This window comes from Escherichia sp. E4385 (assembly GCF_963883145.1).
GTDB lineage: Bacteria > Pseudomonadota > Gammaproteobacteria > Enterobacterales > Enterobacteriaceae > Escherichia.
Map to the genome: position 1 here is coordinate 41,502 of NZ_CAWOOJ010000007.1, position 21,023 is coordinate 62,524.

A 21,023-nucleotide genomic window follows, 5' to 3' on the forward strand; every position below is an offset into this window, starting at 1 on the left:
ATCTATATATTTATAAGGCAATTAAATGAAAAGGAATTTATTATCTTCCGCTATTATAGCCGCCATAATGGCCCTCGGTATCACTGGCTGTGATGATAAAAAAATCGAAACAGAAACTCCCCCGCCCGCCAATAGTCAACCTGCCGCACCAGCCCCTGAAGCGAAACCTACTGAAGCTCCCGTTGCAAAAGCAGAAGCTAAACCTGAAACGCCTGCGCAACCGGAGGTGGATGAACAAGCGGTTTTCGATGAAAAAATGGATGTCTATATCAAGTGCTACAACAAGTTACAGATCCCTGTACAGCGCAGTCTGGCGCGTTATGCTGACTGGCTGAAAGATTTTAAACAGGGACCAACGGGTAAAGAGAGTCATGTTTATGGCATCTACGGCATTAGTGAATCCAGTCTTTCTGAGTGTGAAAAAGGCGTGAAAAGTGTTGTGGCGTTAACGCCTGAGCTGCAACCTATTGATGGCGTAGCGTTGAATTATATTAATACCGCAGTCTCGCTGGGGAATACTATTAATGAAATGGATAAATATTACACCCAGGAAAATTATAAAGACGACGCATTTGCTAAAGCCAAAACGCTGCACCAGGCATTATTGAAAAATATCGAAGCCTTTGAACCGGTTGCGGAATCTTATCACTCGGCGATTCAGGAAATTAATGATAAGCGCCAGCTTGTGGAACTGAAAAATATTGAACAAAGAGAAGGGAAAAAATTCCACTACTATTCTCTGGCTATCATGATTTCAGCGAAACAAATTAATAACCTGATTTCGCAAGAGAAATTTGATGCAGAAGCGGCAATGAAGAAAGTGACTGAACTGGAAACGCTGGTGGCGCAGGCCAAAGAAGCGGATAAAGGCGGCATGAATTTTTCATTCATCCTTTCGGCAGACCAGTATCAGCTTGAGGCTAAAAAATATGTTCGCCGCGTCAGAGATAAAGTCCCGTACTCTGACTGGGATAAAGAGCAACTTCAGGACGCAAATTCAAGCTGGATGGTCCAGGATTCTTTCCCGAAAGCATTACGCGAGTACAACGAAATGGTTGATGATTATAATCGTCTGCGTTAAACGTTTTTGCTTTTGCTGATCAATGTAATGTCGGATATGGCAGTGGACATCAGCCTGACCGAGCTATTGCAACAGACGAGCTGCTAACCGAAGTGGCGGTGTTGTGCGGATACGGGAGTATATCAATTCATAGTACCGGGGCGATGAAGCCCCGGCGTGAGAGATTATTGCCCGTAATAAGCATTGGCCCCATGCTTACGCAGGTAGTGCTTATCTAAGAGTTCGTTTTGCATGGCAGGAAGCTGCGGCGCGAGCTGGCGTGAGAACAGGCCCATATAGGCGCATTCTTCCAGCACTACGGCATTATGCACCGCATCGGCGGCGTTTTTACCCCATGCGAACGGACCGTGAGAATGCACCAGTACCGCCGGAATTTGTGCCGGACTCCTGCCACGTTCTTCGAAAGTTTCAATGATCACTTCGCCGGTCTGGTATTCATACTCGCCGTTGATCTCCTCTACGGTCATCTGGCGCGTGCAGGGGATGGCGCCATAGAAATAATCGGCGTGTGTGGTGCCCCAGGCGGGGAGATCCAGCCCGGCCTGTGACCAGATGGTGGCGTGGCGCGAGTGGGTATGCACAATGCCACCGATTTCTGCATATCGACGGTAGAGCGCCAGATGCGTTGGTGTGTCGGACGAGGGCTTTTTGCTGCCTTCCACCACCTTGCCGCTGGCTATCTCAACCACCACCATATCATCGGCGGTCATCACGTCGTACTCGACACCGGAAGGCTTGATTACCATCCATTGCCGCGTGTTGTCTACCGCGCTGACATTGCCCCAGGTGAATGTCACCAGATGGTGAGCGGGAAGCGCCAGATTCGCCGCCAGCACGTCGGCTTTCAGTTGCTCTAACATAGAAATCCGGCCTCCTGCATACGCGCTTCAATCCACCGCCGTGCCTGAATAATCTCCAGTACCGGCTCGTTGGCTTTTTCGGTCCACATCTCAATCAGAAATGATCCGCGATAGTTCAGCTCATGCAGCGTTTTGAAGATGCCAACGAAATCGACGCAGCCTTCGCCAAACGGCACGTCGCGGAACTGTCCGGGGCTTTGCTCGGTAACGGGTTGAGTGTCTTTCAGGTGGATTGCGGCAATACGGTCAATGCCCAGCTTCAGTTCGGCGGGAACATCATTGCCCCAGGCGCTAAGATTGCCGACGTCCGGGTAGACGGTAAACCACGGCGAGGCGAGCATCTCGTCCCATTTTTTCCATTTGCTGATGGAGTTCATAAACGCGGTATCCATAATCTCCACCGCCAGCATTACTTGTGATGCCGCCGCCTGTTCTACCGCCCACGCCAGCCCTTCAGCAAAACGTTGCTGCGTGCCGTCGTCATGGTCTTCGTAATAGACGTCGTAACCAGCCAGTTGAATGGTGCGAATGCCGAGATCGCGCGCCAGGCGAATCGCTTTACTCATGATTTCCCGCGCCCGTTCGCGCACCGCCTCGTCCCGGCTGCCAAAAGGAAAACGGCGATGGGCAGACAGACACATTGACGGAATAGCAACGCCCGTTTCGATCATCGCGGTGACCAGTGAGGCACGTTGTGCGGCGCTCCAGTCAAGACGTGAAAGCCGTTCGTCGGTTTCATCCACTGACATTTCGACAAAATCAAAGCCGCAGCTTTTTGCCAGCACCAGCCGCTCCGGCCAGGAGAGATCTTTCGCCAGCGCTTTTTCATAAATCCCTAACGGATGATTACGCACGCGCGCCTCCCCAGATAGCATCGATTTGCGCATGGAAATCGCCAGCCACCTGCGCCGGATTTGCTGCGCCCGCCAGCGCCCGCCCGGCAATAAACACCTTCACGCGGATATCTTTAAACAGCGGCAGGTCAGCAGGGGTAATCCCGCCAGTAATGGAAAGCTCAAGGCCGATATCGGAAAGCGCTTTCATGCGTGCCAGATCGGCCTCGCCCCACTGTTGCCCGCTGGCCTGCGCGTCACGACCACGATGATAAATGGCCTGCCGCACGCCAATACGATGCCAGTCACGGGCGTCGTCCAGTGTCCAGTTACCAAACAGCTCTATCTGGATTTCACCGCCGCAGCGTTGCGCCATCGCGTGGCCTTTTTCTACCGTGGCGAGCGGCGCGGCGCAGATGATGGTCATCCAGTTAGCGCCTGCGCCAAAAGCCTGTTGCGCGAGTGTTTCACCAGCGTCGGCGACCTTCCAGTCAGCAACGATGATTTTGTCCGGGCACTGTTCGCGCAAGGCTTTCACCGCGCCAAGCCCTTCGTTTAAGCAGAGAATGGTACCCGCTTCAACAATATCGACGCTGTCTTTTAACAGCGTAACGTCGCGCTGCGCGGCTTCAAGTGATGAGTGGTCGAGGGCCAGTTGCAGAAGTGGTCGGCTCATAATGTGTGCTCCTTAATGCGGGCGTGATAACCCTGAAGTGCGGCAATGAGATGCTGATAGCGTTGATATTTTTGTTGGTAAAGTTGATGCGCGGTCATATCCGGCAGCAGGGTGCGTACCGGGTGCTGTAAGTCACGTTGGGCTTCGCTGAAATTGCGATAAACCCCGGTGCCGACGCGGGCGGCAAGTGCTGCGCCAAAACAGCCGGTTTCTTCCACCTGCGGCAGCTCGATACGTAAGCCGCTAACGTCCGCCAGCATTTGCATCCAGACATCGGAGTGCGCCGGGCCGCCAGTCACGCGCAGGGTGTGAACATCAGTAAAACGTTCGCGCATTCGGTTGAGGTGAGTCATATGGCTGAACACCACGCCTTCATAGATGGCCTGCAACAGATGCGCGCGGGTGTGAATGGCCTGCATCCCGTAGAAACCGCTGGTCATCTCGAGTCCGGCGTTGCTGCCGTACAGGAACGGCAGGAAAAAGAGATCGCCACTGGCTTTCGGCAAGCTGGCAACCGCCCGATTAATCTCATCGAACGAGATTTCTCCCCACTGTGCGGTAAACCATTCGAGGTTGCCGGAAGAAGTAGGGCTGGCTTCGTGAACGATAAATTCACTATCGTTAACGTAGCGACCATAGACATACGGATGCGCTTCACCGTCACGTAGACCGCTGGTTATGCCGCTGGTCACCGCCCAGGTGCCCATCACCGCATTGAGGGTAAATTCGTCTTCGATCCCGGCGCAGAGTGCGGTAGAAACCACATCAAACAGGCCGCCGACAACGGGCGTACCCGCTTTCAGACCGGTCAGTGCGGCTGTCTGAGCGGTGATTTCCCCGCAGATTTCGGCAGATCCCACAACAGGCGGCAGGGCGGGATTGATTTCACCGATCCCCAGCCAGTCGGTGAGACACGGGTCATATTGACCGCTGCTCATATTGTAGAGATTGGATTCGGAAATATTGCTCTCTTCGCAACCTTTGACGCCGGTTAAACACCAGCGCAGGTAGTCGTGCGTCATCATCACGCAGCCAATTTGCGTGTAGCGTTCCGGTTCGTGCGCTTTCAACCAGCGTAACAATGACACCGGATGCCCGGTCCATAAGGTCTGTCGGGTCAATGGGTAGAGTTTTTCCGGGATGCCATCTTCCTGCCAGCGACGAACGATTTCCATCGCCCGGCGATCCGAGGACAAAATAGCATTACCGAGCGGCTTGTTGTTTTTATCCAGTAAAAACAAGCCTTTTCCCTGAGCGGAGATACCGATGCCGACAATTTGTTCCCCGCTGACGCCGGAATGGGTAAGCAGGGCGCGAATGACGGCAGTGCAGCATTGCCACAGTTCTGCCATATCGCGCTCTGCCCAGCCTGGCTGCGGGCTTAATGCGCATAGCGGCAGGCGCTGCACGCCTGCCTCCCGGCCTTCGCGGTCATACAGCCCGGCTTTCAGCCAGCTACCGCCACAATCTAACCCCAGCCAGTATTGCGTCATGGTTTATTGCACCTCATCCACGGCTTTCAGCAGATCGGTACCCTGCGGAACATCTTTAACAAACATGTCGCGGACCTGAGTACCCAGTGCGTCGCTAAAGGCTTTGCGATCGAGATCGGTAATAACTTCAACGCCAGCCGCTTTCATGCCATCGATGATTTTTTGCTGATTTTCGGCGACCAGTTTGCGCTGGTAATTACCCGCTTCTTGCGCGGATGAGATAAGCACTTGCTGGAACTCCGGGCTTAAGCCATCAAACTTCGCTTTGTTGATTACCACCAGAAGCGGTGAATAGGCGTGGTGTGTCAGAGAAAGATACTTCTGCACTTCATAAAATTTTGCCGACCAGACGACGTTGATCGGATGCTCCTGGGCGTCGATGGTGCGGGTTTCCAGCCCGGTATAGACTTCGGCAAACGGCATCGGGATCGGGTTAGCGCCAAAGACTTTGAATGCTGCGATATTCATCGGGCTATTGTTGGTGCGGATTTTCAGCCCTTTCAGGTCGGCAGGCGTTTTAACCGGTGCGCGCGAGTTGGTGACATCGCGCCAGCCGTTTTCCCAGTAGGCCAGTACTTTCAGTCCTTTACCTTCAAGGGAGGCTTTCAGGTCATCACCGACTTTACCATCAAGCGTTTTATGCGCATGGGCGGTGTCGCGGAACAGGAAAGGAACATCGAGCAGGTTCATCACCGGCGACAACCCGGCGAAGTTATTCGAGCCGGACATCTCCATATCAATAGTGCCGCCGCGCACGCCGCTAATCATCGCCTGTGCGTTACCGAGAGTGCTGTCCGGGAACAGTTTTAATTTCAGTTCGCCTTTGGTTCTCTCCTGTAATAATTCATTGAATTTTTTCGCCGCAATATGTTGTGAATCGGTTTGTGAGGTTTCATAACCGAAACGTAATGATTGCGCCGCCAGTGAAGATGTACTGAATGCAGCCAGGCCAGCAATGAATAATGCGTAGGTTACAGAGCGTAATTTCATAATATTTTCCTTTTAATTAATCCATTTCGAAGGGAGGATGATGAGATCGGGAATAAAAATAAATGCGGCTAATAAAGAATATAAAACCAATACGTAAGGGAAAACGCCTCTGACTGCATCATCAAATTTTAATCTAGCCACACCTGAAATAACGTTAAGTACATTACCGATGGGGGGTGTAATTAAGCCGATTGAACAGTTGATGATAAACATGACACCGAAATAAATCGGATCAATGCCAGCCTCTTTAACTAAAGGCATTAATACCGGAGTGAGAATTAACACGGTTGGTGTTAAATCCATAACCATGCCGACGATCAAAATTGCCAGCATAATCACGATAAACAATAAACGTGGTGAATCGACCAACGGTTGCAGTAAATCAGAAACCATCATCGGCAGTTCAGCAATGGTAATCAGCCAGGCGGAAACTTGTGCCGAGGCCACCAGAAACATGACCACAGAGGTCGTTTTCGCCGCGCCAATTAGCACATGCCAAAGTGTGGCGAAGGTCATTTCACGGTAAATAACTGTGGCGACAAACAACGCATAGAAAGCAGCAACGGCCCCGGCTTCGGTAGGGGTAAACAGACCGGAGCGAAAACCCCCAATAATGATGACCGGAAGAAACAGCGCCCAGATACCGGAGACAAAAGAGTGCCAGATTTCCCGCATCGTCGCTTTTTGCTGACGGGGTAAATTAAGACGACTGGCCTGCCACCACCAGGTAAGCATCAGCGTTGCGCCCATCATAATGCCGGGAGCAATGCCCGCCATAAACAGCTTACTGATGGATAATCCGCTGGAAACGCCGAAAATAATAAACGGAATGGAAGGGGGAATAATTGGCGCGATAATCCCGCCTGAGGCAATTAGCCCCGCGGCCCGGTTGACCGGGTAGTTGGCGCTGCGCATCATCGGCACTAATAGCGCGGCAACGGCGGCGGTATCCGCAACGGCAGAACCGGAAAGACTTGCCATAATCATTGCCGCCAGAACACCCACGTAGCCCAACCCGCCAGGTTTATGCCCAACCAGTTTCATCGGCAGGTCAACAATGCGTTTTGACAAGCCGCCCGCATTCATGATTTCACCCGCCAGCACAAAGAATGGTATCGCCAGCAGGGAGAAACTGTCGGCTCCGTTCACCAGCGTTTGTGCCATGATCTGGACATCAAACATCTCCAGCCAGAACATTAACGCTGCGCCACATAACAAAAGTGCCCAGGCAATAGGCAAACCGATAGCAATGCCACCCAACAGGCAGCCCAGAAAAATCAGCACAGCCATGATTAAGCTCCTTGCGGTGGCGGCGTAACAGAATCGCTGCGCGAGATGAGTTGATATAAATGACGCAGTTCAAAGAAAGCGATAACAAGGCTGGTGGGCAGGCAAGCGGCATACATCAGGCCGATGGGTAAGCAGAGGATCGGTGAATAATCGCTCCAGTCCTGAATTGTTTTTAGCGTTGCGCCCCAAGCCAGTGCACCACAAATAAATAAGATTAAGGAATGGGTGACCAGAGCGACTCGTCGCTGCCATGCGGGAGAGAGTTTCTCTACCAGAAAGGTGACCTGAACGTGGGCGTTATCCATAAAAGCCACAATTGCGCCAATAAATGTTAACCAGACAAATAAATAACGCGATAATTCATCTACAGATAAAATACTTGTCTGAAAACCATATCTTAAAATAATATTTACAAACACAATACAGGAGAGCACGGCGAGATTAATCGCCAGTATTGCTTCAAGTATTTTCTTCATAGCTATTCCTTTAGGCTATACCCGTCATACTTCAGATTGCATGTGATGCGATTTGAAATATTTAGGGTATATATATTTAGCGCAATGACATTACCTTGTCGTTCTGGCGTAGAAGAGTCTTCGGTTAATCCAGCGCCGTTAATGCGACCTTAACCACAACTTTTCGTATCTCAGAGGCTGCTTCCAGAATACAACCTGGTCGATGAACATCCTGAGGGAAGAAAATAGCGTAACTGCCGGGCGTCATTTGAATAAATGATTCTTTTTCACAATGGTGATAAAAAATAATATCGCGCTGTTCTAATAGGGATTCGCTGACTTTATTATTTCCGGTATCAATAGCAATGCCGATTTTCTCTTCGCCCCATGCCAGACATTGAATATCAATATAGCGACGATGTACTTCTGGGCGATTTTCCTCCACCTGGCGCGTCGTTAAGTCGATAATTTGCGCAAAAATATTCTTGCCGTCGATTTCGACAACGCCCGGTTCCAGGGCGTTAAAGTCGGTAGCGCGCAGAAAATCGAGCGCCTTTTCAATGGCAGCGGGTAAACGGCACGGATTAGGCTGCGTGATATGTCCAGATATCATGGTCTATCTCCTTATAACGCCTGAATTTTTGCCCATACGCTGTCGTCAACGGTAATACCGTTACGGCGGTTTTCTGCCAGCAAAGTAGTAAATTCGTGTCCGGGTAAACGAATAGCCTGGTTTTCGTCAGCGCGTTCGGCGGTGGTAACGTAATCCATGATGCGTTGCAGCTTGGCGTCGCGGGTGGTGCCTTCGATCAGTTTGTCTACTTCAATGGCGATAAAGATTTGCGAAATGCCGTATTCGTCGCTGTTATCCTCGGTGACTTCAGCAACCGATGCGCCATCAGAAAGGAGAGTAGCGATCATATCCAGCACAATCGACATGCCCGAACCTTTCCAGTAGCCCATCGGCAAAATGCGGCGATTTTTCTCGATAACGCCAGGTTCTTTGGTCAAATTGCCCTCATCATCAAAGCCACCATCTACCGGGAGCTGACGACCTGCCAGGCGGTTAACTTCTAACATGCCGTAGGAAAACATCGACATCGACATATCGACCATCGTAATGGGTGAGGAAGGAATGGCTACGATCAGCGGGTTAGTGCCGATGCGACACTCTTTTGCGCCCCACGGCGGCATCACGGCGATGGAGTTGGTCCAGCAAATGCCAATATAGCCTTTTTCCGCCGCCTGCCAGCCGTAGCTGCCGCCGCGCATCCAGTGATTGGCGTTACGTAACGCCACCAGGCCAATTCCGTGACTGGCAGCCAGTTCGATGGCGCGATCCATCATCTTTTTCGCCGTCAGGTTGCCGATTGAGCGCTGAGCGTCCCACTGCTCAATCGCACCGAGGCTGGTCACGCGTTTGGGTTGGGCGTCAGGAATGATATCGCCGTTATCCAGTTGTTGAATGAAACGGGGGAAACGATTTACACCGTGGGAATAAACGCCGGACTCGGTGGTGCGGGCGAACATTTCCGCGCAGGCATCGGCAGTTTCGCTGCCAACGCCACGTGAAATTAAGACCTGATTAAAGGCCGCTTTTAACTGCTCAAATGTCACTTTCATCCCTGGCTTCCTTGTTTTTTTGAACGCTTTTTTAGCTTAAAATTCCACTATGCGAAATTTGATTTCAAATATATCGATCGCTTTTTAACAAAGCAATCCGCGCCATGATTTTCAAAAATCATATAAATCAAAATGTTATAAATTATCTGTCGAGATCGTGAACTACGACACACTTTGCGCTACCATCAGGACGCGACAAAATGGGGAAAAAGCGATGGGAAAAAATGAGAACGAGATGGCACAGGAAAAAGAGCGTCCAGCCGGAAGTCAGAGCCTGTTTCGTGGGTTGATGCTGATTGAGATTTTGAGTAACTATCCAAACGGTTGCCCACTGGCGCATCTCTCAGAACTGGCAGGTTTAAACAAAAGTACCGTCCATCGTTTATTGCAGGGATTACAGTCCTGTGGCTATGTGACCACCGCGCCTGCCGCAGGGAGTTACCGCCTGACCACCAAATTTATTGCCGTCGGTCAAAAGGCTTTGTCTTCGCTGAATATCATTCATATCGCAGCCCCGCATCTTGAGACGCTCAACATCGCCACCGGCGAAACCATTAATTTCTCCAGTCGCGAAGATGATCACGCTATTTTGATTTATAAACTGGAACCCACCACGGGTATGCTGCGTACTCGCGCCTATATTGGTCAGCATATGCCGCTCTACTGTTCCGCAATGGGCAAGGTCTACATGGCGTTTGGTCACCCGGACTACGTGAAGTCGTACTGGGAAAGCCATCAGAATGAAATCCAGCCGTTAACCCGCAATACCATTACCGAGTTACCTGCGATGTTCGACGAACTGGCGCACATTCGTGAAAGCGGAGTAGCGATGGACAGAGAAGAAAATGAGCTCGGTGTCTCCTGTATTGCTGTTCCGGTATTTGATATTCATCGACGGGTGCCGTATGCCGTGTCGATTTCGCTTTCGACATCACGGTTGAAACAGGTAGGGGAGAAGAATCTTCTGAAACCACTGCGTGAAACCGCTCAGGCCATCTCTAATGAACTGGGATTTACTGTCAGAGACGACCAGAGTGCAATCACATAACGCTTTAGACAGGTGACAAAACTTTAACATTTCCTTCGTTGGATCAAAGCAGTAGAGGGGTGCTCTCTGGCACTCTGCTGTTTTAGTGCAAAGGAGTGATCATGAACCGGTTTATTATTGCGGATGCGACGAAATGTATCGGTTGCCGTACCTGTGAAGTGGCTTGCGCGGTGTCGCATCAGGAAAATCAGGATTGCTCTGCGTTGTCGCCGGGCGAGTTTATTTCGCGAATTCGAGTCATCAAAGACCATACCTGGACCACTGCAGTAGCCTGTCATCAGTGTGAAGATGCTCCGTGTGCGAATGTCTGCCCTGTGGAGGCGATTCGCCGCGAACATGGGCATATCTTTGTTGAACAATCACGTTGTATTGGCTGTAAAAGCTGTATGCTGGCTTGCCCGTTTGGTGCGATGGAGGTGGTTTCGGCGCGCAAAAAGGCGAGGGCGATTAAGTGCGATCTGTGCTGGCATCGGGCGACGGGACCGGCCTGTGTTGAAGCCTGCCCGACACAGGCGTTGCAATGTATGGATGTCGAGAAAATCCAGCGTCAGCGGCTACAGCAGCAGCCTGTTTGAAACGTTTTTCCGGCGTTATTCAACGCCGGAATTGTGCGCTTTGTTTATGCCGGATGCGGCGTAAACGCCTTATCCGACCTACAAATTCAATTGATTGCAGAAATTATGTAGGTCTGATAAGCGCAGCGCATCAGGCAATTTTTAATGGCTTTCAGCCCAGGCGCGTTCAATCTCTTCCGCCAGAATCTTCACACCCGCCTCAATTTTCTCCGGCTCTGGTACGTAGTTCATGCGCATACATTGATGTGTATGCGGCCACGGTTTATCCAGCCCTGGGAAGAAGTTGTGGCCCGGCACCATCAGCACGCCGCGCGCTTTCAGGCGCTGATAGAGCTGCTCGGTGGTAATCGGCAAATCCTTAAACCATAACCAGAGGAATATTGCCCCTTCGGGTTTATGAATCAGGCAGCGATCTTCCGGTAAATAGCGGCGAATGATAGCGATAGTCTCCTGAACACGCTGGTAATAGAACGGCTTGATGACCGTTTCTGACAGGCGCAGTAGATCGTTACGCTTAATCATTTCACACATTATCGCCGGACCAATGCCGCCAGGCGCGAGGCTGATAATGCCGTTCATATTGGTGATGGCGGTGATGATTTTTTCATTGGCGATGATAATGCCGCAGCGCGAACCTGGCAGACCCAGCTTGGAAAGGCTCATGCATAGCACGATATTCGGATTCCACAGCGGGCGCGCTTCGCTAAAGATGATGCCCGGGAACGGGACGCCATAGGCGTTATCAATCACCAGCGGGATCCCGTGCTGATTCGCCAGCGCATCCAGCTTCAGCAACTCTTCATCGGTTATCACATTACCTGTTGGGTTCGTCGGTCGCGAGACGCAAATCATCCCCGTCTCTTCGCCAATGCGCAGATGTTCGAAATCGACGTGATATTTAAACTGGCCCTCTGGCAGTAGTTCGATATTCGGACGCGTAGAAACAAACAGATCCTCTTCCAGCCCGGCATCCGCGTAGCCAATGTATTCCGGTGCCAACGGGAACAGTACTTTTTTGATCCGGCCATCGGCACGGCGTCCGGCAAACAGGTTAAATAAGTAGAAAAACGCGCTCTGGCTACCGTTTGTTAGTGCAATATTCTGTGGTTCGATATCCCAACCTAGTTTCTCACGTAGCATCCCGGCAAGTAGCGACAGTAGCTCCGTCTTTCCTTGCGGGCCGTCGTAATTGCACAGCGCATCCGTTGCTTTACCGCTTTCCAGCATGTCGGTCAGCAGTGTCTGGAAGTAATCCTGCATTTCCGGGATCTGCGCCGGATTGCCGCCACCGAGCATAATCGCGCCGGGCGTGCGTAAACCGTCGTTCAGATCTTCCATCAGCAGCGTAATGCCGGAGTGGCGGGTAAATTTGTCACCAAAAAGGGAGAATGTCATAGCGGGATATCTGTCGAACTCTGTAGCAAGGAAGGTAACAATAACGCTACATTTGCCAGGGTGCAAATCACGCTGTTGACGGTGGATTGACACTTTATGCTGTGGTTTTCGGTTAGGATGGTATTTTAGTCTGGGTGGCTTCCCGACGTACTGCCGCACGGGAAGCCGGAAAAGTTACTGTTGCCCCGCCCAGACGACCATTACTTTATCGTCGCCGTGTTCACGGACAAATCCGTAGCCCTGCTTCAGCGAAAGCGCCGTTTGTTTGCCTGCGCCAATGGCTGGATGCCGTGCGCGGAACTGACTGATGCGCTGCCAGTGCGCGACGCTGGTGGCAGATTTACCACTGATATCCTGCCAGTTCATATCAGAACGTGTGCCTTGTAGGGGATCAGAACCGGTGGGACCGAACGGACGTAAGGATTCATCACCGTAAAAGATTTGCACTGCACCTGGCGCGAGTAACAATAACTCTGCTGCTTTGTCGCCCCCTTCGCGGAACAAGCGGGTATCATGCGAGGAGAGATAGCTCAACACATTGAAATCTTGCAATTTCTCGGCCATTTGCTGCCAGGTGGTATCCATCTGCGCCAGGCAATCGACCGCTTTCGCCGCCTGTTCCTGATAATCAAAATTGATCATCGCGTCGAATCCGTGGCGATAGTAGTCGCTTTGCATTACACCATGGCCCCAGGCCTCGCCGGTCATCCAGAAAGGTGTGTCATCTAATGCTTTCTCGGGGTTAGCTTTTTTCCATTCGCGAAGTGCGGCGCTGGCCTGAGTTTTCAGTTGCTGCCAGGCGGGCAACTCAACATGTTTGGCGGTATCGACCCGAAAACCATCAATACCGTAGTCGCGGACCCATTGGCTTAACCAGTGGGTTAAGTAATCGCGCGGCGTATAGCCGTCAATGGCTTTGGCGTGGGTATCCGGTTTGTTTTTATAGAATATCGGCAGACCAGAAGCGGTAGTTGATTCGGTTTTGATATCCGGCAAAAAGGCTAGCGACATGGTGAGATCGTCGAATCCAGGATTGTCGTAATCGCCGATATCGGTACGGATCCAATTTTTCCCCCACCATTTATCCCAGCCTGTTTTGTCGCTGAAATTAATGTAATCGTTAAAGCTATGCCAGGTTTGCCCGGCGGTAGGTTTCCAGTCGCTCCAGTGGTCGCCCAGCGTTTTTTTCAGCTCGTCACCAGAAAGATATAACGCGCCGAACTGAAACTCCTGCATATCCGCCAGCGTGGCATAGCCGGTGTGGTTCATCACTACATCAAACAAAATGCGGATACCGCGTTGATGCGCGCTATCAACCAGCGTCCGTAGATCGGCTTCGTTGCCCATATTGGCATCAAGATTCGTCCAGTCCTGTGTGTAATATCCGTGGTAGGCATAATGTGGGAAATCGCCTTTTGTACCGCCGCCGACCCAGCCGTGAATTTGCTCAAATGGGGCGCTTATCCATAAAGCATTGACGCCCAGCTGCTGGAGATAATCCAGTTTGTTGGCCAGGCCGCGTAAATCACCGCCGTGGAAAGTGCCAATTTCCTCCATGCCGTCTTTATGACGTCCGTAGCTCTGGTCATTGCTGGGATCGCCGTTTTCGAAACGGTCTGTTAGTACAAAGTAAATCGTGGCGTTATGCCAGTTGAAGGGGGCGGATGTGGCAGTTTCTGCCCGTTCCAGCAGTAGCAAGCCGTTACTGGTGGCGGCAGGTTGTAACGTTATTTGGCCGTTCTTCACCGTCGCGATTTGCTGGCTGTAATAATCCCGGACTACCGTACCTTCCGGGAAAGTGCCGCTGACATTAAGCGTCAGTGGTTTTCCATCCCATTTGGGGCATTCACGAGCCAGGTTCGCTACCGGTTCGGTGGTGTTCTGGACCGAAATCATCAACGTTGGTGTGCCGGAGCGGGTATCTATTTGCAGCGTATATTCACCGTTCCTGAACAATCGCCACTGAGAGGGCGTGCTGTCGCAAGGTCTGAGAGAAAGCATCTGATTGAGTTTTATCGCATCCGCAGGCTGCCAGCATTGTTGGTTAAAATTTAGCGTCAGCGGTCGCGTACCTTTGGTCAGCTGGGCATGACTAACAAATGTTCCTGCACTTTGTTCAGCAAAGGTGGGAAATCCCTGAGATGTCCAGTTGGCGGCAATGGCAACACTGGGCAGGAGTATCAGAAAACAGGCGGCAAGTTTCATAACGGATGAGTCCTTGTTGCTGCGAATTTCACCAGTTTGCCAGTGATAATACGGGTAAAACTCCTCCCTGATGAGGATTGCGCCAGGATGAGACGAAAGGGGGAGTATTTCACCTGAGATTTAAGCTTATTTTTTGCGATAAACCCCACATTTTCTGCGATTTAGCGCCAATCTGAACGGTTAACACGTGACATAGTTTCAGATTTGGACTATTCCTTGGGGTGCTCTTGACAGCTATTTTTGATATGATTTGAGATTCAACTCTCAAATTTGTGAAAAATATAAGGTGTTGGAATGATTAAATCCGACCAGGAGAACTGATGATTTTGACTCCCATACGACGATATGGGGCGATGATTCTTATGTTACTCACTCTGATGTTTTCGAGTGAGGTGTTAGCGAAAACGCACACGACAACAGCGAGTCAAAAGTCCCACATAACCAAAGCTAGTAATAAACAGGTAAGCAGTAAACAAGAGTATTCTCGCAATAGTGCAAAGAGCAGTTCACTTCCTGATTTGCGAAAATACCCTTCCGGAACACCAAGGAAAAAAGCGTTTCTCCGGACCGTAATGCCTTACATTACCAGCCAAAATGCTGCCATTACGGCGGAACGTAACTGGCTGATTTCAAAACAGTACCAGGGCCAATGGTCGCCTGCAGAGCGTGCGCGTCTGAAAGACATCGCCAAACGCTATAAGGTGAAGTGGTCTGGTAATACACGAAAAATCCCGTGGAATACGCTGCTTGAACGCGTAGACATTATCCCGACCAGTATGGTGGCGACGATGGCTGCGGCAGAAAGTGGTTGGGGTACGTCGAAGCTGGCGCGTAACAACAACAACCTGTTTGGCATGAAGTGCATGAAAGGGCGTTGTACCAATGCACCGGGTAAAGTGAAAGGCTACTCACAGTTCAGTTCTGTCAAAGAATCGGTGAGCGCCTATGTCACTAACCTGAATACGCACCCGGCGTACGCTTCGTTCCGTAAATCACGTGCACAATTGCGTAAAGCTGATCAGGAAGTCACCGCCACAGCGATGATTCACAAGCTGAAAGGTTATTCAACGAAGGGACAGAGTTATAACAACTACCTGTTCGCGATGTACCAGGATAACCAGCGGTTAATCGCTGCGCATATGTAATTGCATTCCCTCGAACCTTATCCGACTTGTTGGTCGGATAAGGCTTTTGCTCGCATCAGGTGGTTGTGCTGCGTTACCTGATGCGACGCTGGCGCGTCTTATCATGCCTGGCGGCTTTTCTCCTCCTGCTACAGCAGGACCTCGCTGTTTACATCGCGATACTCTTTCGGCGTTGTGTCATATGCTTTTTTAAATACAGAGTAGAAATATTGCAACGATGGATAACCGCACATTTGCGATATCTCGTTTATTGATAAGGTTGTTGAAATTAGCAGGCTGCGCGCTTTCTCCAGCTTCTCGGCATGAATCATTGCGTGTATGGTTTCGCCCACCTCTTCTTTAAAACGCTTCTCAAGATTGGAGCGTGATATGCCGACAGCGTCCAGTACCTGATCCACTTTAATCCCTTTGCAGGCGTGATTGCGGATGTAATGCATGGCCTGAATAACAGCCGGGTCGGTCAACGAACGGTAATCCGTAGAACGTCGTTCAATGACGCGTACTGGCGGGACCAAAATCCGCTGCAACGGCATCGCTTCTTTATCTAACAACCGATGCAGAAGTTTTGCCGCCTGATAGCCCATTTGCCGTGCACCCTGGGCAACCGAAGAAAGCGCGACGCGAGAAAGATAGCGGGTCAGCTCTTCGTTATCGATGCCAATTACGCATAATTTTTCCGGTACGGGAATATGCAGATGCTCGCAAACTTGCAGAATATGCCGCGCCCGGGCGTCAGTAACGGCAATAATCCCGGTTTGCGGTGGCAGCGTTTGCAACCAGTCGGCCAACCGGTTTTGCGCGTGCTGCCAGTTTTCTGGCGCAGTTTCCAGTCCCTGATAAACGACACCACGGTACTTTTCTTCGGCAACAAGCTGGCGAAAAGCATATTCGCGTTCGGCTGCCCATCTTTTGCCACTCGACTCCGGCAGACCATAAAAAGCAAAGCGGTTAACGCCTTTTTCTTTTAAATGCAAAAATGCGCTTTCAACCAGCGCATAGTTATCAGTGGCAATGTAATGTACGGGCGGATAGCTTTCTGCCAGGTGATACGAGCCGCCAACCCCGACAATGGGGACGTCGACATCAGCCAACGCTTGCTCGATTTGTTTATCGTCAAAGTCGGCAATAACGCCATCTCCTAACCAGTCCTTGATTTTATCAATGCGGGCGCGGAAATCTTCTTCAATGAAAATATCCCATTCCGATTGTGACGCCTGTAAATATTCCCCCACACCTTCTACAACTTGACGGTCATAGGCTTTATTAGCATTGAACAGTAATGTGATTCGGTGACGTTTAGTAAACATGGTTCTTTTCCTGCTGAATCATGCAAAAACTCAAAACCGGCAACACGTTACCGGTTTTGAGAAAATTTTTATCAAAATCAGGAACGGCGTTTGGTTGCGGAGTCCATCCATACTGCCAGCAACAGAATCGCACCTTTGACGATATACTGCCAGAAGGTCGGAACATCCATCATACTCATGCCGTTATCCAGCGAAGCCATGATGAATGCCCCCATCACAGCCCCTGCAACACTCCCTACGCCGCCAGCCAGACTGGTGCCGCCAATCACGCAGGCTGCAATGGCATCCAGTTCGGCGATATTACCGGCAGAAGGCGAGCCTGCGCCAAGCCGTGAACTGAGGATTAACCCCGCGATGGCCACCATCAAACCGTTGATAGCAAACACGACAAGTTTGGTGCGTTCTACGTTAATCCCGGAGAGTCGCGCCGCTTCCAGATTGCCACCAATAGCGTAAATGCGCCGCCCGAAAGCTGTCCTTGTTGCCATAAACATGCCGCCGAGTAACAGCAACGTCAGCAGCAGGACAGGAGTAGGAACGCCACGGTAATCATTCAGTAGCCAGATTGCGCCTAATACGATGATGGCGGTCAAAGCCTGGCGACCGACCACCGCTGTAGATGCCGGAGACTGTAAACCCAAAGCTTGTCGGCGCATTCTTCCACGCCACTGCCAGCCGACAAAAGCCATTAAGCCAAGCGCGCCAATAATGAAACCGGTGCTGGCGGGTAGATAGCTCTGTCCAATTTGTGACATCGCGGCGCTGGTGGGGGAAACCGTCGTACCGTTGGTGATGCCAATGAGGATGCCGCGAAATGCCAACATGCCCGCCAGAGTGACAATAAATGAAGGCACTTTGCGGTACGCGACCCACCAACCATTCCATGCGCCGAGAAGCAGGCCCAGAACCAGCGTCACAATAATGGTGAGCGGCAGAGGCCAGCCTAACCAGACGTCGCAGATAGCGGCGACGCCGCCTAATAGCCCCATCATCGAGCCGACCGAGAGGTCGATTTCGGCAGAAATTATGACGAACACCATCCCTACCGCAAGGATGCCGGTAATCGCGGTCTGGCGCAGCAAGTTGGAGACGTTACGGGCGCTTAAATAGGCGCCGTCAGTAGTCCAGGTAAAGAACAGCATGATGGCGATGATTGCTGCAATCATCACGAAGACTTGTAAATTCAGTGACTTCAGCACAGAGAAGCCACCAGATGTCGGTACGGCTAATTTCACTTCAGACGGATTGCTTTTCGACATGATGTTCGCTCCTCAATGCGGCTTCCATCACCTGCTCCTGAGTCAGGTTATGATTTATCAGGTTGGCTTTTAGTTTTCCTTCATGCATCACCAGTACGCGATCGCTAAGACCAAGTACTTCAGGTAATTCAGAAGAGATGACAATAACGGCGATACCCTGCTGGACGAGTTGGTTAATTAATTTGTAGATCTCGTATTTCGCGCCAATATCGATACCCCTGGTAGGTTCATCAAGAATGAGAATGCGCGGGTTGAGTAACAGACAGCGTGCCAGGATCGCTTTTTGTTGATTGCCGCCGCTTAAACGTCCAATAGCAAGTTCCGGAGACGACGTTTTCACTTTGAGTCGCTGGATTGATTCCAGAATACATTTTTGCTCTGCGGCATCATCAAGCTGGCTAATACCCCCGGTAAATTTACTGAGTGCGGCGAGGGTAATATTTTTACCAACTGCCATTACCGGAACGATGCCATCACGCTTTCTATCTTCTGGCACCATTGCAATACCCTGGGCGATGGCGTGCTGGCAATTACGAATATCCACTTGTTTGCCATCAATATAGATTTTCCCTTCCCATTGTCCGGGCCAAACGCCAAATGGCATTGAATAGTTTCGGTGCGACCAGCGCCGACCAGTCCAGCAATCCCCAGTATTTCGCCACGTTTCAGGGAAAACGAGACATCGTTAACCCGTTTAATATGACGATTAACCGGATGCCATGCCGTCAGATGTTCTATGCGTAATATTTCATCGCCAGTGGTATGTGGTTCGTTTGGGTACAGTGCCGTTAATTCTCGCCCAACCATCATGGTGATAATATCGTCTTCGCTCATTCCGGCTGCATCACGCGTACCTATGTGCTGACCGTCGCGAATAACACAAATTGTGTCGGAAATCGTTTTGACTTCGTTGAGCTTGTGAGAAATATAGATACATGCGATGCCGTGTTGTTGCAGATCGCGAATAATATCCAGTAAAACTGTGGTTTCCAGCTCAGTTAATGAGGCTGTTGGTTCATCGAGAATTAATAAACGCACCTGTTTATTTAGTGCCTTGGCAATTTCAACGAGTTGTTGTTGCCCAAGCCCTAAATCACCCACGCGGGTATCTGGTGAAATGGATAAGCTGACTTGCGCTAACAGTTTCTGACAGCGTAGCGTCATCAGGTCATAATCCATGACCCCATTGCGTGTTATCTCATTGCCAAGAAAGATATTTTCCAGCACGGTCAACTCTTTCACCAATGCTAATTCCTGGTGAATGATGGCAATACCTTTGCGTTCGGTATCGCGGATGTGACTTGCCTGTATTACTTCACCAGCAAAAGTAATTTCGCCTTCGTAACTGCCAAAGGGATAAATTCCGCATAGCACTTTCATTAATGTTGATTTACCAGAACCGTTCTCACCGCAAAGTGAGACGATCTCACCAGCATTTAGCCGTAAACTGACGTTATCTATCGCCTTTACGCTGCCGAAAGTTTTGGTAATGCTCTTCATTTCAAGTAGATAAGACATAACGACTCCACCTAAGCCAATCAGTTCATGCGGCATGGAGAGAAATCACGTCCCCGTTGTCGACAGGGACGTAACGCTTAAAGCTCGCTCTCCTTGTGGAAACCGTCTTTAATCACCGTGTCTTTGATATTGTTTTTATTCACATCAATAGGTGTCAGCAGGCGGGATGGAACATCTTTCAGCCCATTATTCAGCGTGGTATCTGCTTTAGGTTGTTGATCGTTACCCAGTTCAACGGCAATTTCCGCGGCAGTATTTGCCAGAAGAGTAATCGGTTTATACACCGTCATGGTTTGCGTACCCGCAGCAATACGTTTAATGCCGGCGAGATCCGCATCCTGACCGGAAATGGCGACTTTCCCTGACAAACCTTGCGCGCTTAATGCCTGAATAGCCCCGCCAGCAGTAGCATCGTTAGAAGCAACAACAGCGTCAATTTTGTTATTGTTGGCGGTCAACGCGTTTTCCATAATTTTCAGCGCGTTTTCTGGTAACCAGCCATCAACCCATTGGTCGCCTACGACTTTAATTTTCCCGGAGTCGACGTAAGGTTTTAATACTTTCATTTGCCCGGCGCGGAAAAGCTTAGCGTTGTTATCCACCGGAGAGCCGCCCATCAGGAAATAATTTCCTTGCGGGACGATATCGACCAGCGCTTTTGCTTGTAGTTCGCCCACTTTTTCGTTATCGAAAGAAATATAAAAGTCGATATCAGCATCATTAATCATGCGGTCGTAAGCTAATACTTTAATGCCTTCTTGTTTTGCTTCTTTTACAACGTTACTTAATACCTGTCCGTTATACGGAATAATGACAAGAACATCGACTCCCCGGTTAATCATGTTTTCAATCTGCGACATTTGAGTTTCTTCGTTGCCATTTGCAGACTGCACAAATACTTTTGCGCCGAGAGATTCAGCTTTTTTCACGAAAATATCCCGGTCTTTCTGCCAGCGCTCAAGACGGAGATCATCAATAGCCATACCAATTTTGACTTCTTTAGCATGTGCCGCAACGTTGGTTAGCAGAAGTGAGGTGCACAGGGTGAGTAAAATGTTCTTTATTTTCATGGTTCAGAGGCCTTCTTTTGTTAGAGGGTAGCTTTAAAAAGTAACAATCACCGCGTTAAACGTGACCAATTTTTAGCAACTAAATGGGGGAAAACAATTACAGATTTTTATCTTTCGATTACGATTTTTCGTTTATTTCTTGATTTATGACCGAGATCTTATTTTTGTTGGTTAATCGAATTTGTTGCATTTTTCTCTTC

General features: G+C 50.2%; 18 protein-coding genes and 1 pseudogene. 4 read left to right on the forward strand and 15 right to left on the reverse strand.

Features of this window, described 5'->3' with window-relative positions:
• The first annotated feature begins 25 nt into the window (after nucleotides 1-25).
• Nucleotides 26-1,081 carry a YiiG family protein gene (locus tag AACS80_RS06940; protein ID WP_138183724.1) on the forward strand — a complete coding sequence of 352 codons (1,056 nt, stop codon included), beginning with the start codon at nucleotides 26-28 and terminating at the stop codon, nucleotides 1,079-1,081.
• A 164-nt stretch (nucleotides 1,082-1,245) separates the two neighbouring features.
• On the opposite strand, the gene araD is transcribed toward AACS80_RS06940, so the two are convergent.
• From araD to yiaK, 9 genes are all read right to left on the reverse strand, one after another.
• Entirely contained in the window at nucleotides 1,246-1,941 is a 696-nt protein-coding gene (gene araD / locus AACS80_RS06945) for an L-ribulose-5-phosphate 4-epimerase (protein WP_130260098.1), read from the reverse strand.
• Nucleotides 1,935-2,795, reverse strand: coding sequence for an L-ribulose-5-phosphate 3-epimerase (locus AACS80_RS06950; RefSeq protein ID WP_130260099.1), 861 nt, complete (start codon nucleotides 2,793-2,795; stop codon nucleotides 1,935-1,937). Before AACS80_RS06950 ends, araD begins: the two co-directional genes overlap by 7 nt.
• The gene (ulaD, locus tag AACS80_RS06955; protein WP_130260100.1) at nucleotides 2,788-3,450 is read right to left on the reverse strand and encodes a 3-keto-L-gulonate-6-phosphate decarboxylase UlaD; all 663 of its coding nucleotides are present in this window, start codon (nucleotides 3,448-3,450) and stop codon (nucleotides 2,788-2,790) included. Before ulaD ends, AACS80_RS06950 begins: the two co-directional genes overlap by 8 nt.
• Nucleotides 3,447-4,943 carry an L-xylulokinase gene (gene lyxK, locus AACS80_RS06960; protein WP_135410557.1) on the reverse strand — a complete coding sequence of 499 codons (1,497 nt, stop codon included), beginning with the start codon at nucleotides 4,941-4,943 and terminating at the stop codon, nucleotides 3,447-3,449. Before lyxK ends, ulaD begins: the two co-directional genes overlap by 4 nt.
• A gap of 3 nt (nucleotides 4,944-4,946) precedes the next feature.
• Complete coding sequence (gene yiaO / locus AACS80_RS06965) at nucleotides 4,947-5,933, reverse strand: 2,3-diketo-L-gulonate TRAP transporter substrate-binding protein YiaO (RefSeq protein ID WP_138183725.1); 987 nt, start codon at nucleotides 5,931-5,933, stop codon at nucleotides 4,947-4,949.
• Nucleotides 5,934-5,945: 12 nt separating this feature from the next.
• Complete coding sequence (yiaN, locus tag AACS80_RS06970; RefSeq protein WP_135491264.1) at nucleotides 5,946-7,223, reverse strand: 2,3-diketo-L-gulonate TRAP transporter large permease YiaN; 1,278 nt, start codon at nucleotides 7,221-7,223, stop codon at nucleotides 5,946-5,948.
• A gap of 2 nt (nucleotides 7,224-7,225) precedes the next feature.
• The gene (yiaM, locus tag AACS80_RS06975) at nucleotides 7,226-7,699 is read right to left on the reverse strand and encodes a 2,3-diketo-L-gulonate TRAP transporter small permease YiaM (protein WP_135410554.1); all 474 of its coding nucleotides are present in this window, start codon (nucleotides 7,697-7,699) and stop codon (nucleotides 7,226-7,228) included.
• 124 nt (nucleotides 7,700-7,823) lie between these two features.
• Nucleotides 7,824-8,291 carry a YhcH/YjgK/YiaL family protein gene (locus tag AACS80_RS06980; protein ID WP_135410553.1) on the reverse strand — a complete coding sequence of 156 codons (468 nt, stop codon included), beginning with the start codon at nucleotides 8,289-8,291 and terminating at the stop codon, nucleotides 7,824-7,826.
• An 11-nt stretch (nucleotides 8,292-8,302) separates the two neighbouring features.
• On the reverse strand, nucleotides 8,303-9,301 hold the full coding sequence (gene yiaK, locus AACS80_RS06985) for a 3-dehydro-L-gulonate 2-dehydrogenase (protein WP_130260104.1): 999 nt from the start codon (nucleotides 9,299-9,301) through the stop codon (nucleotides 8,303-8,305).
• Between the two features lie 214 nt (nucleotides 9,302-9,515).
• Between yiaK and yiaJ the strand changes: the two genes are divergently transcribed.
• Together yiaJ and AACS80_RS06995 are read left to right on the forward strand one after the other, a co-directional pair.
• Nucleotides 9,516-10,349 carry an IclR family transcriptional regulator YiaJ gene (gene yiaJ / locus AACS80_RS06990; RefSeq protein ID WP_130260105.1) on the forward strand — a complete coding sequence of 278 codons (834 nt, stop codon included), beginning with the start codon at nucleotides 9,516-9,518 and terminating at the stop codon, nucleotides 10,347-10,349.
• A gap of 101 nt (nucleotides 10,350-10,450) precedes the next feature.
• The gene (locus tag AACS80_RS06995) at nucleotides 10,451-10,924 is read left to right on the forward strand and encodes a 4Fe-4S binding protein (RefSeq protein WP_130210026.1); all 474 of its coding nucleotides are present in this window, start codon (nucleotides 10,451-10,453) and stop codon (nucleotides 10,922-10,924) included.
• A 141-nt stretch (nucleotides 10,925-11,065) separates the two neighbouring features.
• Here AACS80_RS06995 and avtA read toward each other — a convergent pair whose 3' ends face one another.
• Nucleotides 11,066-12,319 (reverse strand): valine--pyruvate transaminase, encoded by a 1,254-nt coding sequence (gene avtA / locus AACS80_RS07000; RefSeq protein WP_130260106.1) that lies wholly within the window; start codon nucleotides 12,317-12,319, stop codon nucleotides 11,066-11,068.
• 174 nt (nucleotides 12,320-12,493) lie between these two features.
• Nucleotides 12,494-14,524 (reverse strand): alpha-amylase, encoded by a 2,031-nt coding sequence (gene malS / locus AACS80_RS07005; RefSeq protein WP_138183726.1) that lies wholly within the window; start codon nucleotides 14,522-14,524, stop codon nucleotides 12,494-12,496.
• A gap of 320 nt (nucleotides 14,525-14,844) precedes the next feature.
• Here malS and AACS80_RS07010 point away from each other — a divergent pair, with 320 nt between their 5' ends.
• Nucleotides 14,845-15,669 carry a protein bax gene (locus AACS80_RS07010; protein ID WP_032337158.1) on the forward strand — a complete coding sequence of 275 codons (825 nt, stop codon included), beginning with the start codon at nucleotides 14,845-14,847 and terminating at the stop codon, nucleotides 15,667-15,669.
• Nucleotides 15,670-15,797: 128 nt separating this feature from the next.
• On the opposite strand, the gene xylR is transcribed toward AACS80_RS07010, so the two are convergent.
• From xylR to xylF, 4 genes and pseudogenes are all read right to left on the reverse strand, one after another.
• Complete coding sequence (gene xylR, locus AACS80_RS07015; protein WP_130210034.1) at nucleotides 15,798-16,976, reverse strand: D-xylose utilization transcriptional activator XylR; 1,179 nt, start codon at nucleotides 16,974-16,976, stop codon at nucleotides 15,798-15,800.
• Nucleotides 16,977-17,053: 77 nt separating this feature from the next.
• Nucleotides 17,054-18,235: a xylose ABC transporter permease XylH gene (gene xylH, locus AACS80_RS07020; RefSeq protein WP_130210036.1), complete on the reverse strand. Its 1,182-nt coding sequence runs from the start codon at nucleotides 18,233-18,235 to the stop codon at nucleotides 17,054-17,056.
• Nucleotides 18,213-19,753 (reverse strand): annotated as a pseudogene (locus AACS80_RS07025) (xylose ABC transporter ATP-binding protein). Before AACS80_RS07025 ends, xylH begins: the two are co-directional and overlap by 23 nt.
• A gap of 77 nt (nucleotides 19,754-19,830) precedes the next feature.
• Nucleotides 19,831-20,823: a D-xylose ABC transporter substrate-binding protein gene (gene xylF, locus AACS80_RS07030; protein ID WP_130210040.1), complete on the reverse strand. Its 993-nt coding sequence runs from the start codon at nucleotides 20,821-20,823 to the stop codon at nucleotides 19,831-19,833.
• Nucleotides 20,824-21,023: the final 200 nt, after the last annotated feature.

Excerpts from the sequence above, each read along its gene's own strand:
- ulaD (WP_130260100.1), bottom strand. The coding sequence starts at position 3,450 with ATGAGCCGACCACTTCTGCAACTGGCCCTCGACCACTCATCACTTGAA.
- AACS80_RS06995 (WP_130210026.1), top strand. The coding sequence starts at position 10,451 with ATGAACCGGTTTATTATTGCGGATGCGACGAAATGTATCGGTTGCCGT.
- malS (WP_138183726.1), bottom strand. The coding sequence starts at position 14,524 with ATGAAACTTGCCGCCTGTTTTCTGATACTCCTGCCCAGTGTTGCCATT.
- araD (WP_130260098.1), bottom strand. The coding sequence starts at position 1,941 with ATGTTAGAGCAACTGAAAGCCGACGTGCTGGCGGCGAATCTGGCGCTT.
- AACS80_RS06940 (WP_138183724.1), top strand. The coding sequence starts at position 26 with ATGAAAAGGAATTTATTATCTTCCGCTATTATAGCCGCCATAATGGCC.
- yiaK (WP_130260104.1), bottom strand. The coding sequence starts at position 9,301 with ATGAAAGTGACATTTGAGCAGTTAAAAGCGGCCTTTAATCAGGTCTTA.
- lyxK (WP_135410557.1), bottom strand. The coding sequence starts at position 4,943 with ATGACGCAATACTGGCTGGGGTTAGATTGTGGCGGTAGCTGGCTGAAA.
- xylF (WP_130210040.1), bottom strand. The coding sequence starts at position 20,823 with ATGAAAATAAAGAACATTTTACTCACCCTGTGCACCTCACTTCTGCTA.
- yiaN (WP_135491264.1), bottom strand. The coding sequence starts at position 7,223 with ATGGCTGTGCTGATTTTTCTGGGCTGCCTGTTGGGTGGCATTGCTATC.
- yiaJ (WP_130260105.1), top strand. The coding sequence starts at position 9,516 with ATGGGAAAAAATGAGAACGAGATGGCACAGGAAAAAGAGCGTCCAGCC.
- avtA (WP_130260106.1), bottom strand. The coding sequence starts at position 12,319 with ATGACATTCTCCCTTTTTGGTGACAAATTTACCCGCCACTCCGGCATT.
- AACS80_RS07010 (WP_032337158.1), top strand. The coding sequence starts at position 14,845 with ATGATTTTGACTCCCATACGACGATATGGGGCGATGATTCTTATGTTA.
- xylR (WP_130210034.1), bottom strand. The coding sequence starts at position 16,976 with ATGTTTACTAAACGTCACCGAATCACATTACTGTTCAATGCTAATAAA.
- xylH (WP_130210036.1), bottom strand. The coding sequence starts at position 18,235 with ATGTCGAAAAGCAATCCGTCTGAAGTGAAATTAGCCGTACCGACATCT.
- yiaO (WP_138183725.1), bottom strand. The coding sequence starts at position 5,933 with ATGAAATTACGCTCTGTAACCTACGCATTATTCATTGCTGGCCTGGCT.
- yiaM (WP_135410554.1), bottom strand. The coding sequence starts at position 7,699 with ATGAAGAAAATACTTGAAGCAATACTGGCGATTAATCTCGCCGTGCTC.
- AACS80_RS06980 (WP_135410553.1), bottom strand. The coding sequence starts at position 8,291 with ATGATATCTGGACATATCACGCAGCCTAATCCGTGCCGTTTACCCGCT.